The sequence below is a fragment of the Pseudactinotalea suaedae genome (genome assembly GCF_009733815.1).
GTDB lineage: Bacteria > Actinomycetota > Actinomycetes > Actinomycetales > Beutenbergiaceae > Pseudactinotalea > Pseudactinotalea suaedae.
The window spans coordinates 387,369-405,310 of the sequence record NZ_WNXY01000004.1; the positions used below are offsets into that span (position 1 = coordinate 387,369).

Genomic DNA, 17,942 nt, shown 5'->3' on the forward strand with positions numbered 1-17,942 from the left:
GCCGATTCGCGTGATCATGACAATTTGACGAGTGAAGGACCGGCCAGCTCTTCTGAGCGAGGACCTCTTGAGCCCGCCCCTGAGGCTTGACCGACCACCCATCGTCGTAGTAGCCGCGCGTCATCCCCGCCGTCCTGGGGGTTCGCGGGGCATGTCAGCAGGCGGTACCCGCACAACACCGGGTGCCGTGCAGCATCAACTTGTCGGGACGATGCCAGCAGGTCCCGCCCGAACGGCACGAATCACCAGTAGCTCCGTCTACTCCTCTTCTCGCTGGGCAAGTCGACGCCGACGTGGCGGTCGTCGTAGTGCCTCACTGCCGATGCGGAACACCGAGAGTTGGTCAAGGAGGCGGAGAAGACGAGTAGACGACGAAGCCCGCTCGCCGCGAAGGGTCTGTGTCGCAGTCATACCGGGTGCGGCGGTCGAGGCCATTGCCCGAGGACACGCGAGGCGGCAGAGAAGCCGTCGAGCGCAGCGGCCGTCAGCCATGCGTGATCGTCGTCGATCGGCAGATCGACCACCCGATCCCAGCAGCCGTGGACAGTGAGCGCTGGTTGGAGCGAGCTTTTTTGGAGACGCACCGAGTGCAGGGGCTCATCCGCCAGCGCGAGCAACCCACCACCGGCCAGAGGACTCGACGGTCGTACGAGCGCATCTGCCACCGTCGCGACGACGTCGAGCTCGGCGAGGTCGACAGAGGCGACAGCCGACACCAAGACCTCGTCCTGCCAGTGACTCGGGTACCAGCTCACACGCACGGGCCGTCCGGACACCTCGACATGCATCTGCCCTTGGCTCACGGCGCCGGCTGGTGACGACCACAAAAGATCCAGTCGCATCGTCGCCCCGCGACTCCCCCACCGCCGCCCTGCCGCCCTGGCGGCACGGCCACCGCGCGAGGCGTCGATCACCGCGTGCGACCGGATCTCCTCCCGGCCCCCACGGGTCGCCAACTGCACCCTGGGTCGCTCAGGTTCCGCGAGATCCAGACCTGTGACCCAGGCGTGCAAAAGCACCTCGACATGCGCATCTGCGAGCATGCGGTCGAGCACGTGGGCCGTCGCGACCGGATCGAGAACACCACCCTCGACGGCGTCGAAGCGTTTGAGCCGGTCGGCGAGCTCACCGCAGAACTCGACGGGTGTCTCTTCCGGCGACCACCGGACCAGTCGCGACCTGGTGATCTCGCGGCCCAGGGCGCCGCTCGGCTCGAGCACGGTCACTCGCTGGCCGTGACGGGCGAGCGTCCACGCCGCCGAGACGCCCGCGAGACCGCCTCCGACAACGACGACCGGGTCGCTGGGGTCCTGGCTCATGCAGCGACATCCTTCAGCCGGGCGCGCAGGCGGGTCGCATACGTGCGAGCCACGGCACGGTCGTGATGCTCGTACGAGTGCCACACGGCGCTCTGCTCGTGACCGAGGCGCTCGAGCACGTAGGCGCTGAGCAGTTCAAGGCCCCATCGGTGGGAGGTGCTGGGCGCACGCACGGGTGGGGTGCCCGACCCCTGCGCGATGAAGTCCTCTCCCAGAGCGGGGCGTCGTACCAGGTCCGACACGGCCACGACCGCCGCGGAGCGGACGTCCGGCGGCAGCTGGTCCGCGACATCACCGAGGTAGCGGAGGAGGTGGAGCAGGTCAGAGCTCGCCTGCTCGGCGACGATCGCCGTGACGGCATCGCGGGCGGCGGCCGGGTGGCGCATCAGGCGAAGGACGATCAGGGCAGCCACCCAGGTCGGTTCCGCGCGGTCGACCTGGCCACCTTCCAGCGTCGCGCCCACGCGTCGCGTGACCATGTCGACCAGTGCCGGCACCGCGTCGCGGTCGCCGAGCAGCCCGCGGACGAGCGCGACATCGTCGGCCCGGGCTGCTCGCGTCGATGCCGCAGCGATCCTGAGTGGTCCGAGCACCTGCGGTCCCCGTCGGTGCAGCCACCACATCGCGCGACCGCGTCCGGAGCCACCAAGTGCTGCGATGAGCTCGGTCGTCACGATGTCCGGGGCGTCGGCCTGGCCGGGTGGGTCGATCCCGACGCGGCTGGGTGCGTCCAGATCCGCTTGGCTCAGGACACCCCGACGAATCAGGTCCTGCTGCAGCAGCGTGACGTCGAGCTGCCGTGGTGAGCACTCAGCCCGCACGCACAGCGCGGCGGCCGTGCCCGCCGCCTCCCCGATCTTGTGGATATCGCGTTGCATGCGAAGAGCGATCCCGGCGTCGCGCGTCACCGACAGCGCCCTGCAGCCGATCAGCAAACCGTCGACATCTCGGGGCACCAGGCTCCGGTACGGGACCCTGCTGATGAACCGGACGTCTCGGAGCCCGAAGACACCCAACCAGACCTGCAGAAGGTCGCTCTCATTCGCGTAGTCGTAGGCGTGGGTGTCGATGTGTGACTGGCACCGCGTCACGGTGTCCGCGAACGGGGGGTCCTCAATCAGCTCCTCGAGCGAGAGTCGGTGCTCACCCTCGATGAGGCGGCCCTCGCGCACTCCCAGCTGGCTGGCGGCGCCGATGTAATGCTCCGTGCGTGGGGTTGCTCCGTCGCGCCACCAGAGCGAGCGTCCGTCACGGTACGCCCGGGAGACGTCCCGTGGGTCGGTCGTGTCCACCCAGCCGACGTCGAAGTTGCGGTAGAAGAGCAGTCCGTCATCGTCGACGACGCGGGGCACGAGGGAGAACGTGTGCTGAGCGCCGTCCCAGTCCCGGCCCAACGTGAATCGACACCCTGCGAGCGCCGCGACATCGCCGTCGCCCGTCGCGTCGACCACGACCGCGGCCCGCACCGTCACCGCGTTCTCCTCGGTCTCCGCCACGACTCCGACCACCTGGCGCCCCTCGCAGAGGACTTCGGCCACCACCGCTCCGTAGACGATCGGCACCTCGAGTCGGGTGAGCCGCTCCTGCAGCGAGAGCCAGAGAGCGTCCGGATGGAAGCCTCGCGCACGGCGGCCGAGTCGACGCGCCCGTTCGCGAGCAGCTCGGTCCACCTCGTCCTGGATTCCCCCCTTGGTCCCCATGTAGTAGCGGTGGATGCCGGCGCGGACACCGACGCCACCCACGCGGGTATCGCGTTCCAGGACGATGACGCGGACTCCGCTCTCGGCCGCGGCGATCGCCGCCATCACACCGCCGGTGCCGGCGCCGACCACGCACACGTCGACCGTGAGGTCCTCCACGCGGCCTCAGCCCGCCTCGGCGTGCGCGCGGCGGTACTCGTCGATGATCTCGGTGCCACCACCCGCCATGAATTCCTCGACACCGGCAGTCCAGGCCGTGACCGGCTCGCGTCCTGCGAGGATGTCGAGCTCGAGCGAGAGCAGCGCCCCGTTGAGGGAGTCGTAGTGCCGGCTGGCAGTCTCGCTGTACAGCCCGAGCGTCGGGTCCTTGATGACCTTGGTGTTGCTGCGGCTCTGGTAGTCATAGGCTTGCTCGACCACCTCGGACCGGCCGGGGGCGTACAGCACTCGTGTGGCGTCGGCGATGTACCGGGTGCCCAGCTCGACCTGGTTCGCCGTGTCGGGATCGACCACGGGGTCGCCGTCGTCCCAGGTGAAGTGCGTCCCCTCGATGCCGTATTTCTGGAACAAGTACTCCTCGGTCCCGAACGGAGCGGCGAACCAGCTCGCCACGGCCAGCAGCGACTCGACCCGGTCAGCGGCATCGATGTTGATGGCGGAGATGCCGACGTTGGGGATCGGCTGCACCTGGCTGCCTTGACCGCCGTCGTAACCCGGCACACTCAGCGCGTGGATCTCGAAACCGTCCAGACCCGCATTCTGCTGATAGAGGCCGAACCAGGAGACGAAGGAGTCGGCGTGCAGGGCGCACGTCTGCGCCGCCAGCCACTGCTTCTTCTGCGAGAGCGGCGCCACGGCGGAGTCGGGGTTGACCGTTCCAGCGGCTTCCAGCGCGCGGCCTGCCTCCAGCGCCTGGAGATGGCGTTCGTCGGTGAGGGTGGAGACGAAGGAACCATCCTCGAGCGCCCATCGCTCCGGCAGGTCGAGCATGCCGCGCAGGTACGCCATCGGCACTCCTGTCAGTGCCCAGGTGTTGGCCTGCGGAGCGGTGAGCTCTCGACACAGCTCGAGCAGGTCGGCGAAGCTCGCGGGGTCCTCGTCGATGCCACGCTCCCGGAGCACGTCCGAGCGGGCGTAGAGGACGGGCACGCCGATGATGCCGCGTGCGATGGGGATGCCCATGATCCTGCCGTTGATGACGCACTGCTTCCAGCAGTCGGTCTCCAGGTTGGCCAGCCCGGGATAGTTCAGGATGGCGTCGCCGGACAGATGGTCTGTCAGGTCGGTGGCGCGGGCCTCCATGAAGGCGGGCAGGGACGGTGTCGGCCCCACGTGGAACATGTCGGGCAGCGTTCCCCCGGCTACCGCGGTCGCGAACTTCGCGGCGTACTCACCGGCCGGTGTGATCGAGAGCGACAGATCGGATCCGAGGCGCCGGTTCATCTCCTGCCAGTACGCGTTCTGTGGCAGCGCCGGCGGGATCGCGAGGAAGGTCTGCACCATCGCATTGATGGGACGCCCGTCACCGGGAGCGCTGTCGGAGAAGGCCACCGGATCGGGGTAACGGAAGAACCCGCTCGAGGTGAGACCAGGCTGTGGTGCCAGATCGGGCACGACCTCGTCGAACGACCGGTAGGTCGGCAGGATGTCGGTGTCGACGGCGGAGGCTGGGCCGCCGGTGCCGCTGGTGCCCGAGGACGTGCAGGCGGCCAAGGCCCCGGAGGCGACCGCGGTCGTCAGACCGAGGCCGAGCAGATGACGACGGGACAGCACGGATCGCGACGAGGTGCTCTTCATGGTGATCTCTTTCAGTGGATGCGACGGGTGGTTCAGCCCTTGACGGCCCCGGTGAGCACACCGGTGGCGAAGTGCCGCTGCAGGAACGGATAGATGCACAGGATCGGGACGACGGAGGTCACGAGGATCGCCATCTGCAACGACGGCTGGGCGGGAAGCCGGTCGATCCCCAGGTCGGCGGCGCCCAACGGGTTCTCGTTGACGACGTAGGTGCGCAGCACGAGCTGCAGCGGCCACCGGGCGGCGTCGTCGAGGTAGAGCAGCGCGGTGAAGAAGGCATTCCAGTAGCCGACCGCGTAGAAGAGGCCGACGACCGCGAGCATGGCGCGCGACAGGGGTAGCGCGATGCGAGTGAAGATCTGCCACTCGTTCGCTCCGTCGATGCGGGCCGCGTCGGTCACTTCGCCGGGGAGTCCCAGAAAGAAGGCGCGCATGACGATGACGTTGAACGCGCTCAGGGCGACCGGCAGCACCAGCGCGGCGTAGCTGTTGATGAGACCGAAGTCCTTCACAGCGAGGTAGGACGGGATCATCCCCGGGGTGAACAGAAGGCTGAGGAGGATCAGCGTGACGACCGCGGTGCGTCCGACCATGTGGCGCCGTGATGTGGCATAGGCCAGCAGGGCGCTCACGCTGAGCGAGACCGCGGTTCCGACAACGGTGACGCCGATGCTGACCAGCAGTGCTCGCGTGACCACGCCTCCCGAGAGCACCGAGCGGTAGGCGTCCAGGCTGATCGACTCGGGGATGAGCACCATGCCGCCGCTGCGCGTGACCTGGTCGCTGGGCGCCAGCGACGTCGAGATGATGCCGGCGAAGGGGACCAGCACCAACGCGCACGCCGCCGCCATGACGAGCGCGGTGAGGATGCGCATGAGCGGATGTTGCCGCTCCCGATAGCTGCCGGTGCCAGGCGCGCGGCGGACTGTCCGTCGACGGGACTGCGGCGACGGGTCCGACGCGGTGAGTGGTCGCGTAGGGCTCTCAAGCTGCATCATCGCTTGTACACCCCGTCCTCGCCGAAGAGATGGGCCACCTTGTTCGCCGAGAGGACCAGGACCACGCCCACGATCCCCTTCACGAGTCCCACGGCGGCGGACTGTCCCCAGTTGCCGCCCGCGATACCGTTGTTGTAGACGTAGGTGTCGAGGACCTCGGCCGCGTCGAGGCCGACCGCAGCCTGCTGAAGGATCAGTTGCTCGAAGCCCACGCTGAGCGAGTCGCCGAGTTTGAGGATCAGCAGCAGCACCACGATCCCCCGCAGCCCCGGCAAGGTGATGTGCCAGAGCTGCCGGCCTCGGCTCGCGCCATCGACTGCCGCGGCCTCGTAGAGCTCGGCGTCGATCCGAGAGAGCGCAGCGAGGAACAGGATCATCGCCCAGCCTGCGTCCTTCCAGGTGACCTGTGCGGTCAGCAGAGCGATGAAGACGTCGGGATTCCCGATGATGTGGATCGGGTCCAGCCCGCTCGCGCGCAGCGTGTTGTTGATTAGCCCTGACCCACCCAAGAACTGCTGGAACAGCGCGACGACGATCACCCACGACAGGAAGTGCGGCAGATACAGGATCGACTGCACGACCCGCTTGACCCGCTCGGACACCAGCGCGTTGAGAGCCAACGCGAGCATGATCGGAACTGGGAAGGCTACGACTGTCTGCACCAGGGTGATCAGGAGCGTGTTCAGCAAGGCGTTCATGAACCGCGGGTCGCCCGAGATCAGCGGGGCAAAGTTGTCCAGCCCTACCCAGGGGGAGTCCCACACGCCGAGGAATGGCAGATAGTCCTTGAACGCGATGACGTTGCCGAGAAGGGGGTAGTACTGGAACGCGAGCAGCAGCGCAAGGCCCGGCAGCGTGAACAGGGTGAGCAACCACTGCTCACGAAGCCGAGCCGGCAAGGTGCTGCGCCGGGTGGCAGCGGTGGCCTGTCTGCTCAAGGCTCGCTCCTTCGTGTCGTCGTCGACTTGCGTCTTCCCATATGATGGGATACCCTTGTGGTGATGTGGGAAGCCTAGAGAACGGTCGGTCGATGGTCAAGAGCGACGACAGCGTGCCCGTCCAGGCGATCGGGCGCGCCATGGCTCTGCTGGAGTCCGTGGCCGAGATGGGCACCGTCGGTGTTTCCCAGCTGGCCGACCGTCACGGGATGCCGACGTCAACCGTCCACAACTTGCTCAAGAGCTTGGCAATGCTGGGTTACGTGACCAGCTCTGACGGTCGCTACAGATTGGGGCCAGGAGTGCTGCTCCTCGCCTCCCATCTCGACTCGGGACGCGCTCTCGTCGATCTCATGCAGCCGACGGTCGAGCGCATCGCCTCGGCAACCGGTCACGCCGCGACCCTGACGACGATGGCAGGGCAGCACGCCTGCGCCGTGGCCACAGCTGCGGGGACCGCCGAAATTGTCGTCCAACCCACCGGCTCCGCGCGACAGCTACCCCTCGCGCTGGCCACGGGTCGAGTCCTCGTCGCTCTCGGGCCACGGCAGGACTGGCCGGGCCACGTCTCCCGAGCCGTCCGCGCCGAACCTGCCTCGTCGCCGCAGCGCTGGCTCGACGAGCTGGCTCGTATCGCAGAGGTCGGTGTCGCGGTGCGTCGCCGACCTTCCACCCCTGCCCATCCACCACAGGTCACCGCCGTAGCGGTACCGGTGTGGATCGGATCGGAGTTACCCAACTACTCCGTGGGTGTGTCCGTGCCGTGGACCCTCGACGGCGACGCCGTCGCCGAGCTCGTCGAGGTCCTGTGGCCCGAAGCGGTCCGACTGTCCGCGGATCTTGGTTGTGATTCGCCGCCGGTCCCTCGTCCTGACCGCGAGACGGTCCGCGGGATCGCCCGCACAGCCATTGACGTCCCACCGACGACGTCCTAGAACGACCGCCCCGACGCACCCAAACTGCCCGCCAGACTCGTCGACACGTCACCGATGTCTGATCCGCCGCGCGTCCCACGCCGGACCAAGTCACCAGAGAGTCGAATGGCAACTCCGCACCGCTACGACCTGATCCGTGAGGTCGATCCAGACCTCCAGGTTCCGACCCGCACGCTCGCGCTCGAGCCGCGCCAAGCAGTCGGACCATGACTCACCGCCTGCCGGACGAAGTTGAAGCCGTCCGCCGCAAGCTCGGCCTCTGCGGCATAGACCTGCTCTTCGTCCCTAACCTCGGGGCCCGCACCTCCAACTCCAGCGAGTAATGGCCCTCGCTGTGATGGTCCTGGATTCTCGGCCAGAACACGGCTCGTCCGAGTTGCCTGCGGGCAGTGCGGCAACCACCACAGGACGGGCCTTGATACGCAGAGCTACCAGTATTGGCCTGCGCATTGCGTCAGTCGAATCACCCCGCCCGGATGGCAACCCAATGCAGATGTGCCAGCCCAACGCTCTGACCCGCGCACACGCCACTCGGGCTAGGACGTTGAGCGCGGGGCGCGACGGTGCGGTCGGCACTCTGGGAAGGATGAGAAACTCCAGCGACGGGCCGCTGACCTGCACGTGCGAGCCCCGGACGGGCCGTCTGTCACTGTTGTCAACAGCAGCTCGGCATCGCCCGTCGCTACTGCACACCCTCAAGCGGTGACGGCGAGGGCTTTTTCGACAGCGGCGATCTCGTCGTCGGTGAGGTCCGGTGCGGAGCCGGCCGCGACCGTGCCGAGCAACTGCTCGGCCGAGGACGCGCCAACGATCGCTGAGGTCACGCGCCCGCCACGCAACACCCAGGAAAGAGCGAGCTGGGCGATGCTCTGGCCGCGCCCCTGCGCAATCGGGGCGAGCGCACAGACCTTCGCCAGCCGGTCGGGTGTCAGGTTGTCGCTGCTCAGATGGCTGCCCTCACGACCCGCGCGCGAGCCCGCCGGGATACCTTCGAGGTAGCGCGAAGTCAGCAGCCCCTGTTCAAGCGGCGAGAACACGATGGAACCGACGCCGGACTCGTCCAGCACGTCTTGCAGGCTCCGCTCGTCGTCACTTCCCTTGGCCCCAGGCTGCTCGATCCAACGGTCCAGCATCGAGTAACGGGGCTGGTGCAGCGTCAGCGTTGTGCCGAGGCCGCGCAGAATCTCCGCTGCGCGCGCCGTGTCGGCAGCGTTGTAGTTCGAGATTCCGACGTACAGGGCCTTGCCGGCGCGCACGATCGAGTCGAGCGCACCCATGGTCTCCTCGAGCGGCGTCTTGGTATCGCGCCGATGGGAGTAGAACACGTCGACGTACTCCAGGCCCATGCGCCTCAACGACTGATCGAGCGAGGCCACGAGGTACTTGCGTGACCCGCCGTCACCGTAGGGGCCCGGCCACATGTCGTAGCCGGCCTTGGACGAGATCAGCAACTCGTCCCGGTAGGGCCGCCAGTCGGCCGCGAAGTGGCGTCCGAAGCTCTCCTCGGCGGCGCCGTAGGGCGGTCCGTAGTTGTTTGCCAGGTCGAAGTGCGTGACCCCGTTGTCGAACGCGGTGCGCAACATCTCGCGCTGCACCAGGCGGTCGCTGGCATCGCCGAAGTTGTGCCATAACCCGAGTGAGATGCGGGGGAGCTGGATCCCCGAAGCCCCAGCTCGTGCGTAGGTCATGGTCGAGTAGCGGTCGCCATTGGCGCGGTAGGAGGGAGTGATATCCACCCGCTAATCATAACGAACCAATCCACTAAGAGGCAGTATAGAGAATCCTCCCTATCAAAGATCTCAAGACCTGGACTGCCTCAGAGTTGACATACTTCCGCGCCCTTCCTGGTCGTCATGTCTACCCAGCACAAATCTAGGACCGGGCGTTCTCCGCAATAGCAGGAAAGACACCTCCATAAGGTGCAAGCGTGGCCTGCAGCGCATGGTAAAGATCGGATTTGCCCCTCCTGATTTGTCCGTCGGGACGGTTGCGCCCGTCGAGTTCATGCAGCCACGACCCGTGCTGTCGGTCGATGAACCAGGTGTCGGCGAGAGCCCACCAGTCGTTGTACAGCCTCTCGTAGTGGGGCTCCTCGGTGGCGTGCCACCACGTCACTGCCGCCTGGAGCGCCTCGCACAACACCCAGTGCAGGCGTTGGCGCACGACCGGCCGACCGCTCCAATCCACGGTGTACACGAACCCGGGTGCGGTACCCGGCTCGAAACCCTCGGTCACAGCGCGGTCGAACAGCTGCTCCGACACGGTGAGCAACTCCTCGCGGGTCGTGGCGGATCTGCCCGTCGTTCGCGCGAGCTGAAGGACCAGGCGCGACCACTCGAACCAGTGCCCGATCGTCGAGCCGTAGGGCTTGAGCGGGTCGTGCGGTGACTCCGCGTTGAAGTCGAGGAGGGGAGCCAGGTCGCCATCGAAGTGCTCGGGCAGACGCATGTCGTTCCCGCGGGCGCGATCGAGGAAGACCTGCGAGATCCGTTCCGCCCGGTCCCAGTGCGCGCTCTCCCCCGTCGCCGCCCCGGCTGCGAGCAGTGCCTCGACATAGTGCATGTTGGCGTTGGCGCCCACGTACCGGGCGGGTTCACTGTCTGGGGACCTAGCCTCGTTCCGCAGCACCCCCAATTCCTCGTCCCAGAAGAAGCGCTCAATGCTCTCCAGGGCCGAGTCCAGCAGCTCTGGGCCAGCCTCCATCCCGGCGCTCGTCAGCGTCGCACCCGCAAGCAGGACAAAGGTGTGCGCATACCCATCTCGGAAGAGGTCGCCCTCCGCATAGTTGCTCGCCCAGCCTCCCGCGGGGTGCTGGTTCAGCGCGATGCCAGTCAGTGCCTGAGCGCACAGGTCCGCCGCGTCAGGATGGCCGATCATGGTTCCCAGGGCATAGCAGTGGGCCATCCGCGCCTGGACATACAGCGGTGCCGGTGCGGTCCATATCGCTCTCCCGTCGCTGCCGATCCACCCGAAACCACCGACCGGGAGCACGCCGCCGGTTCCGAAATCGAGCAACCTGAACGACTCGCGGCGTAACCAGGCCAGATGCTCAGCTTGGTTCGACCACGGTGGGACGTCCCCAACGACGGGTGCCGTCACGGCGTCGTCTCCAACCTGCAGCGAGACTCGCACGCATTTCTCACGAGCGGCTGCGACGGCGGGTGAACCTCGCCCGAAGTATCGTCCTGGCCTCAGCCGGGCCTTTCGCGCCGACGACGCCCAGCAGCAGTCCGGTCGGGTTCGCATCCGCGCGTGCACGGTAGGCGCTCCAGCCGGGTGGCAGCTCGAGGTCGAGACCCGGAGCGTCTTCGTGGTCCCAACGCACGCTGACTCGGCCCCGCACCGCGGGGATCGTCCTCACGTCGGCGAGCCAGCCGTGGCCGAGATCGTCGTCGGTGAACTCCAAAGCATCGCCACCAGCAGCCAGCACCACGCCGTCGCCGTGGAAGACCCACTCCAGCGTCGTTCCGGGTTCGCAGACGATGTCCATCTCGTCCGTCCATCCGTCCTGGGTCAGGCCCAGGGTGCGTCTGACCTCGGCGCCGTTCCACGTGCTGCGGGCGACGAGCGACCCGTCATCGAACTCGACGAGCTCACCCGCGTGCTTCGGCTGGTCGGCATCGCCGACCACGACGACGTTGTGCGCGACCTGTGAGCGCATCCACCGGGTGATGGCGGCTCCGTAGCCGCTCGTCCCGAGGTCGAGGCTGCGCCATGTGCCGAGCTCGACGTCGACGGCAAGTTTGTCGTGGTGGTCATGCCAGCCGGCGTCGGGACCGAAGCGCAATCCCAGTCGAACACCTGCTCCCCGCAGCACCCCGATACCCGGCCCAGGCCACACGAAGGAAGAGGCTCCGGCCGCGCCTCGATCCGGGATCGTGTCTGCGCCGTACAGCAGAGCTCCGACGCTGTAGCGTCCCGACCGTCGCGGCGCGGGACCGCCGACGTGGTTGGCGCCGGCCCACAACTGCACGGGGGCAGGCCGGTCGTCGACGTAGTCAGCGACGATCTCCGGTCCCGCTCCGGGCAGCAGCGCGGAGGCTACCTCTGCCGTTTGGGCGAAGGTGCCGAGGAACGTGTCCGGCCAACCATCGCCGTAGGCCGGAATCCGGCCGTCCGAATAGGCCAGTTGTGCCGGTGCCGACACCGCCCGCCGTAGCCGCGACAGCGGTTCACCCGACAGTGCTTGCGTACCGACGGTCTCGACGAAGGAGAGCAACGCATTGACGGTGTAGAAGTGATAGTGCGGGTTGATCTCGAACCACAGACCCTCGGGATGCATCCCCTCGAGCAGTTGGTTGCGCGCACCGAACGGACCGTCAACCGCCGTGCTGAGCAGTCGCTCGTTGTCGGTGGTGACGGCGCACTCCGCCAGCGCGGCCACGATCCAGCAGTGGATGTTGTGGATCATCCCGAGCTGGGGTTCGAGGACGGCTGTGACCTCAGCGGCGAGCGACCGTGCGGCATCGTGCACCGCGGGAGACAGCAGTGGGCCGGCCCACCGCACCGAGCGGAGTATCCCGATCGCCCAGATCGACTCGTCGAGATTCTGCGGGGTCACCCTCGCCTTGCCGACGTTGACCCCGTGCAACTCGTACGCGCTGTAGTGGGTGGCGTAGTGGGTGACGATGGCGGTGAGCACCTCGACGGCGTACGCACGCACGTCGGCGTCACCGATGCGAGCCAGGATCGCGGCGCGCTGCACCTGAGCGGCCGCGGTGTTGTGCATCCGGGTCCGCCACGCGCCGTCCCAGGGCTCGCCGCGGTAGAGGCGTCCACATGCGGGACAGGCGTGCTCCCAGGGGTTGTCTGGATCGAACCGCAGCCCCGCGCCGTCGTCGTCACAGAAATAGTGGTGGGTCCAGGCGCTGCGCCCTTCGGGGCCGGGTATGCGCAGACGCTGAGCCCAGTCCGTGAAATCTGTCGTGAGTGCTGCGACGGTGTCCTGCGCCCAGCCTGGTGCAGCCGCGCGGTGACGCACGCGGTCCCAGTCCGGCGCAGTCGTGGAGACCTGGAGTGTGTACGACGTATTGCCGTGCTCTGACATGTACCTGCGGTGTCCTTCGTAGATGGTGATGAGAGATGAGCTCGGAGGAGCGGCAGGGCGGCGCAGGGACCGCCTGCGCCGCCCGCCATCGGCGTCAGCCCACGTTCTCGGCGTGGGCCTGCTCGAATTCCTGACGCATGGCGTCACCGCCGTCTTGCTTCCAGGTGGCGACGGCGTCGGTCCATGCCGAGACCGGCTTGCGACCTTGCAGGATGTCGGTCTCCAGATCGGTCATGGTGGTGCTCAGCTGCGTCCCCTTGCGTGACTCGGTCTCACTGAACAGCGTCGCCGCCGGATTGGCGACGGCGGTCGGGATCGCTTCGCGCTGAACCTCGAACATCGACTCGGCAACATCGGGGAAGCCGGGAAGGTAGGAGACGAACGGCCCCTGACCCAGGTACTCGATCCCCAGCTTGGTCTCACTGCGACCTTTGTCGTTCAGGACCGGCTCGCCGTCGACGACGTCGTAGTGCACACCTTCGATTCCGTAGTTCTTGAACAGGTGCTCGGCACTGCCGAACGGCGCCGACAACCAATTCAGGACGTCGAGCATGGCCTCGACGCGATCTCCCGCCTTGAGGCTGATGCCGGTGAGGTTGTGTGTCGGGGCGCCGAGCCAGATCGGCGCCATGCCACCGCCCCCTGCCAGTGGCGGCAGGACGACGTCGACATCGACCGGCGTGGCCGCCATGTTCGCGAACGCGGGGCGACCGCTGAAGGTGTCCTCGACGAACCAGGTGGTGCCGGCCACCGTCCAGGTCTTGCGCTGTTGGTTGTCCGAGGATGTGGTGTCGGGGTGGACGAGGCCGTCCTCGACCAGCTTGCGCCCTGCCTCCAGCGCCTCGAGCTGAGCTTCGTGCTCGAAGGCGCTGGTCCACGTACCGCCGTCATCGATCGACCACCCGTTGGGCACACCGAAGGACTGACGGATGATCTGCATCGGGACGCTCGCCAACGCCCAGGTGTTGGACGAGCTCACCTCCGCGAACATCGCGTGCATCTCATCCCAGGACGACGGCGACGGGTCGATCCCCTGCTGCGCGAGTAGGTCGGTGCGACCGTAGAGCACCACCGTGCTCTGTACCGCTCGGGCGATCGGAACCCCGTAGATGCGCCCTCCGTAGACGGCGGACTTCCAGCTCTCTGTGGGAATGGAAGCTAAGAACGGATACGCCTTGATCGCGTCGCCACTGAGCAGATCGGTCAGGTCGGCGGCGCGCTCGCGCAGGAGCGAGGGCAGCCCGGGGATGCCCTTGGGCCAGTAGGTGAACAGCTCGGGGAGCCGGTCGCCGGCCACGGTGGTCTGGAAGCGGTCGGTGAAGTCGCCGCTGGGGACCAGCGAGACCGACATGCCCGCGCCGAGCCGCTCGTTGAGCGACTGCCAGAACTGGTTCTGGTCGAGCGCGGGCGGGATGGGAGTGTTCGTGAGTGCGAACGCCCCGAAGTCCTGGCCGTCGCCGGGAGGCCCATCGGTCACAGGCTCAGGGTTCGAGGGGTAGCTCAGCATGGCCGGGGTGAGCCCGTCCCCGGAGAGGTCCGCGGTGAACCCCGGATACGGGACGTAGGTCGGTAGCGCGACGCTGCCGCCGCTGCTCCCTGACGGGGACTCGCCGTCGCCGCGACCGTCGTTGCTGCAGCTCGACATGCTGACCCCGAGCGCGGCGAGGCCGCCCAGGGCGAGGGTGCTCTGCAGGAGGCGGCGGCGGTCGATTCGGATCTCTGACACGTGGTTACTCCTTGGTGGTAGGGCCCGGCCGCGACTGTGCGAGCGGGGTGGTGCGATGGCCCCGGCGGGTTCAGCCCTTGACGGCGCCGGTGAGCATGCCTTTGGCGAAGTGGCGTTGCAGGAAGGGATAGACGATGAGGATCGGGATGATCGAGATGACGAGGATCGCCATCTGGATCGTGGTCTGCGGCGGCAGCGAGACCTCGGGTCCGAGATCTTGGGCGCCCAGCTGGGTGCCGTCGACGACGTAGGTGCGCAGCACCAGCTGCAGCGGCCACAGCGCCGAGTCGGAGATGTAGAGCAGGGCGTTGAAGAACGCGTTCCAGTAGCCGACCCCGTAGAACAGCCCGACGACGGCCAGCACGGGTCGCGCCAACGGCAGCCCCATGTGGACGAACAGCTTCCACTCCCCGGCGCCGTCGATGCGGGCCGAGTCCATCACTTCTTGGGGCAGGCCGACGAAGAAGGCGCGGACGACGATGACGTTGAAGGCCGACACCGAGGTCGGGATGATGATCGCCCAGAGGGTGTCGAGCAGCCCCAGCTGCTGGACGACGAGGTAGCTGGGGATGATCCCGGGGTTGAAGAGCAGACTGACCAGCACCAGCAGCAGCAGGGGTCGGTTCCCGATCGACCCGCGACGCGAGAGCGCCCATCCGAGCATCGCGGTCAGCGTCAGGCTCAGCGCCGTCCCGACGGCCGTGACGACGGAACTGATGAGGAGCGCCCGGGTGACGACGCCGCCGGTGAGGATCGAGCGGTAGGCGGTGAGGTCGATCCCTTCGGGGAGCAGCACGAACCCACCGGCTCGGGTGACCTGGTCGGCCGGAGCCAAGCTCGTGGAGATGATGCCGATGAAGGGCAGGATCACGACGGCGCAGATGGCCGTCAGCACGACAGCCTTGATGACGTTCTCCACGCGTCCGGGCCGAGGGACGCCGTCGATCAGCGCGCCTGAGCGTCCGGTGCGGCGAGCTGAGCTTGCGGTTTCGGCGCTGCTCATGCGCGGTACACCCCTTCCTCGCCGAGAGCGTGGGCAACCTTGTTCGCGACCAGGACGAGCACGAGCCCGACCACCCCCTTGACCAGACCGACGGCAGCGGATATGCCCCAGGCACCGCCGATCACGCCGTTGTTGTAGACGTAGGTGTCGAGGACTTCGGACACGTCTCGTCCGACAGCCTGCTGCTGCAGGATGAGCTGCTCGAAGCCGACCGAGAGGGAGTCGCCGAGCTTGAGAATCAGCAGCAGGACGATGATCGAGCGCATGCCCGGGAGGGTGATGTGCCAGATCTGGCGCCAGCGGGACGCGCCGTCCATGGCCGAGGCCTCATACAGAGAGCGATCGATCTGGGACAGCACCGCCAGGAACAAGATGGTGGCCCAGCCCGTGTCCTTCCAGATGACCTGGGAGGTGATCAGTGCGTAGAAGGCGTCCGGGTTGCCGATGATGCTGATGGTGTCCCAGCCGTTGGCACGCAGGAAGTTGTTGATCATGCCAGCGCCGCCGAGGACCTGCTGGAACACCGCGACCACGATCACCCAGGACAGGAAGTGCGGCAGGTAGAGCACCGACTGCACCGTCTGCTTGATCTTGTTGGAGACCAGGCTGTTCAGCAGCAGGGCCAGCACGATCGGCGCCGGGAAGACGAAGACGGTCTGCAGCAGCGTGATGTAGAGCGTGTTGCCGAGAGCCTGCAGGAATCGCGGGTCGCCGTTGAACAGGATCGAGAAGTTCTCGAAGCCGACCCAGAGACTGCGGTCTATACCGAGGTAGGGCTGGTAGTCCTGAAAGGCGATCACGTTGCCGCCCAAAGCCAGATACTGGAAGACGACGATCACCGCCATCCCCGGCAACGCGAGCAACAGCACGGGGTGATCGCGCCGCAGACGCGCCCACCAGCTCTGCCCGGGGCGCCGAGCCGGCGTCCGGGCGCCGTCCGGGCGGAGCTTGCGAGACCGCGTGGTGGCCTGCCGTCCAGCGGTCGTCGTCATGCTGCCCCCCGCCGCCCGACGGCGGGCGGTGGGGCGTGCGCAGTGGTCCTCACTGGCTCTCCCTCGTGCCGAAAGTGATCGTTCACTTACGCTAAGTGAACGATCACTTGATGTCAACTAGTCTGAGCCGATGACCGATCCGCGCCGGCGTCCGACGATCCGAGAAGTTGCTGAGATGGCCGGGGTCTCGCACCAGACCGTCTCGCGCTTCCTCCGTGACGACCCCACTCTGCTTGCGCTGACGCGTCACAAGGTCCAGGACGCCGTCGACGCTCTCGGCTACCGCCCGAACCTGGCGGCGCGGTCCATGCGCACGCGGCGTTCGGGCGTCGTTGCGGTCGTGCTGCCGACGATGCGCGGGCCCGAACAGACCGTGGCCGCTGCCGTTGACGAGGCACGCTCGCGCGGCCTCCGGGTCGAGGTCATCATCGGCGTCGACGAGGGCGCCGACGAACTGAGCCTGCGCGCCCGCGACCTTCTCGACAGCGGCCGTGTGGAAGGAGTCCTTCTGGTGTCGCCCGTCGCGGCGTCAACCGATCGGGTCGGCGAGCTCGTGGACACCACTGGCTACGAAGATCGCGTGCGCGTGGTCGGGGCAGTGCCAGGCAGCACTGAGACCACCGCCGCGCTCGTCGAGAAGTTGGCGGACTGGGGTCACCGCCACTTCCTCCATGCCGCAGGCCCGGCGGGATGGCGCTCAGCGCAGCTGCGGCGCGAGGGCTACCTGAGCGCCATCGAAGCCCTCAAGCTGACGTCGCACGGGGAACCGCAAGGCGACTGGGATCCTGAGACCGGCATCCGCGCCGTCGACGGGCTTCCCGATGACTCGCCCGTCACCGCGATCATCGCCGCGAGCGATGTCATCGCCGCCGGCGTCATGTTCAGTGCCGCGCGCCGAGGCTGGGAGATCCCGCAGCGACTCAGTGTCACCGGTTGGGACGAGACGCCGCTCATGCGGTACTCCGTCCCGCCGCTGTCCACCGTGGTGGTCGATAGGGAGCGCGTAGGCCGACATGCCATGCAAGATCTACTGGCCGCCATCCGAGGTGAGAGCAAGCCCCCACCACTGCCCGCGCAACTGAACAGGATCGTCTTGAGAGGTACGACAGGGCCCCCGCCGCAAGGGGAGCCGCGGGGGTAGGCGGACTGCACCTTCGCCAAGGCCTGGACGCCCATGCTCTTGGTTACCCCACCCAGTGTCGGAGGCCAAGCCATCTAATCCCGCCTCGGCTGCAACAAAGCCGTCGCCAGATCGCCGAAGCCCGCGAGATCAGCGGGTTCCGAACGGTCTGGCGACGGCTCTGTTGCGTGGTGGCGCGGCTCGCAGATGTGGGTTAACCCTCGGCACGCACCCGCGCCGCGGCGACCGCCCCTTCAGGACCGGATGGGATCTGCGCGCTCGGTAATCGAGCTGGATCACCGAGCTAGTTCGAGGGGCGGAGGGCAGAGGGCCGCCCCTGGTCGAGTGCACCGATCGACAAGGCGGT

At 67.4% G+C, this 17,942-nt stretch carries 13 protein-coding genes; 2 read left to right on the forward strand and 11 right to left on the reverse strand.

Going from position 1 to position 17,942, the window contains the following annotated elements:
• Positions 1 to 407 precede the first annotated feature (407 nt).
• From GPA04_RS09595 to GPA04_RS09615, 5 genes are all read right to left on the reverse strand, one after another.
• The gene (locus GPA04_RS09595; protein WP_156223844.1) at positions 408 to 1,319 is read right to left on the reverse strand and encodes an FAD-dependent oxidoreductase; all 912 of its coding nucleotides are present in this window, start codon (positions 1,317 to 1,319) and stop codon (positions 408 to 410) included.
• Positions 1,316 to 3,178 carry an FAD-dependent oxidoreductase gene (locus GPA04_RS09600; protein WP_156223845.1) on the reverse strand — a complete coding sequence of 621 codons (1,863 nt, stop codon included), beginning with the start codon at positions 3,176 to 3,178 and terminating at the stop codon, positions 1,316 to 1,318. Before GPA04_RS09600 ends, GPA04_RS09595 begins: the two co-directional genes overlap by 4 nt.
• Positions 3,179 to 3,184: 6 nt before the next feature.
• Complete coding sequence (locus GPA04_RS09605; RefSeq protein WP_156223846.1) at positions 3,185 to 4,816, reverse strand: extracellular solute-binding protein; 1,632 nt, start codon at positions 4,814 to 4,816, stop codon at positions 3,185 to 3,187.
• 32 nt (positions 4,817 to 4,848) lie between these two features.
• On the reverse strand, positions 4,849 to 5,691 hold the full coding sequence (locus GPA04_RS09610; RefSeq protein WP_206674170.1) for a carbohydrate ABC transporter permease: 843 nt from the start codon (positions 5,689 to 5,691) through the stop codon (positions 4,849 to 4,851).
• Positions 5,692 to 5,810: 119 nt separating this feature from the next.
• Positions 5,811 to 6,686: an ABC transporter permease gene (locus GPA04_RS09615; RefSeq protein WP_241680697.1), complete on the reverse strand. Its 876-nt coding sequence runs from the start codon at positions 6,684 to 6,686 to the stop codon at positions 5,811 to 5,813.
• A gap of 158 nt (positions 6,687 to 6,844) precedes the next feature.
• On the opposite strand from GPA04_RS09615, the gene GPA04_RS09620 reads away from it, so the two are divergent.
• Positions 6,845 to 7,687: an IclR family transcriptional regulator gene (locus GPA04_RS09620; RefSeq protein WP_162458573.1), complete on the forward strand. Its 843-nt coding sequence runs from the start codon at positions 6,845 to 6,847 to the stop codon at positions 7,685 to 7,687.
• A 695-nt stretch (positions 7,688 to 8,382) separates the two neighbouring features.
• Here the strand turns inward: GPA04_RS09620 and GPA04_RS09625 are convergent.
• The 6 genes from GPA04_RS09625 to GPA04_RS09650 form a co-directional block, all read right to left on the reverse strand.
• Positions 8,383 to 9,423, reverse strand: a complete 1,041-nt coding sequence (locus tag GPA04_RS09625; protein ID WP_241680698.1) for an aldo/keto reductase — start codon at positions 9,421 to 9,423, stop codon at positions 8,383 to 8,385.
• Positions 9,424 to 9,559: 136 nt separating this feature from the next.
• A complete protein-coding gene (locus tag GPA04_RS09630; protein ID WP_162458574.1) occupies positions 9,560 to 10,786 on the reverse strand; it encodes an AGE family epimerase/isomerase in 1,227 nt (408 codons plus the stop codon).
• A gap of 40 nt (positions 10,787 to 10,826) precedes the next feature.
• A complete protein-coding gene (locus GPA04_RS09635) occupies positions 10,827 to 12,329 on the reverse strand; it encodes a heparinase II/III family protein (RefSeq protein WP_206674171.1) in 1,503 nt (500 codons plus the stop codon).
• Positions 12,330 to 12,828: 499 nt separating this feature from the next.
• Entirely contained in the window at positions 12,829 to 14,460 is a 1,632-nt protein-coding gene (locus GPA04_RS09640) for a type 2 periplasmic-binding domain-containing protein (protein ID WP_156223851.1), read from the reverse strand.
• 70 nt (positions 14,461 to 14,530) lie between these two features.
• On the reverse strand, positions 14,531 to 15,463 hold the full coding sequence (locus GPA04_RS09645; protein ID WP_156223852.1) for a carbohydrate ABC transporter permease: 933 nt from the start codon (positions 15,461 to 15,463) through the stop codon (positions 14,531 to 14,533).
• Positions 15,460 to 16,455: an ABC transporter permease gene (locus tag GPA04_RS09650; protein WP_156223853.1), complete on the reverse strand. Its 996-nt coding sequence runs from the start codon at positions 16,453 to 16,455 to the stop codon at positions 15,460 to 15,462. Before GPA04_RS09650 ends, GPA04_RS09645 begins: the two co-directional genes overlap by 4 nt.
• 130 nt (positions 16,456 to 16,585) lie before the next feature.
• Between GPA04_RS09650 and GPA04_RS09655 the strand changes: the two genes are divergently transcribed.
• Positions 16,586 to 17,596, forward strand: a complete 1,011-nt coding sequence (locus GPA04_RS09655) for a LacI family DNA-binding transcriptional regulator (protein WP_156223854.1) — start codon at positions 16,586 to 16,588, stop codon at positions 17,594 to 17,596.
• Positions 17,597 to 17,942: the final 346 nt, after the last annotated feature.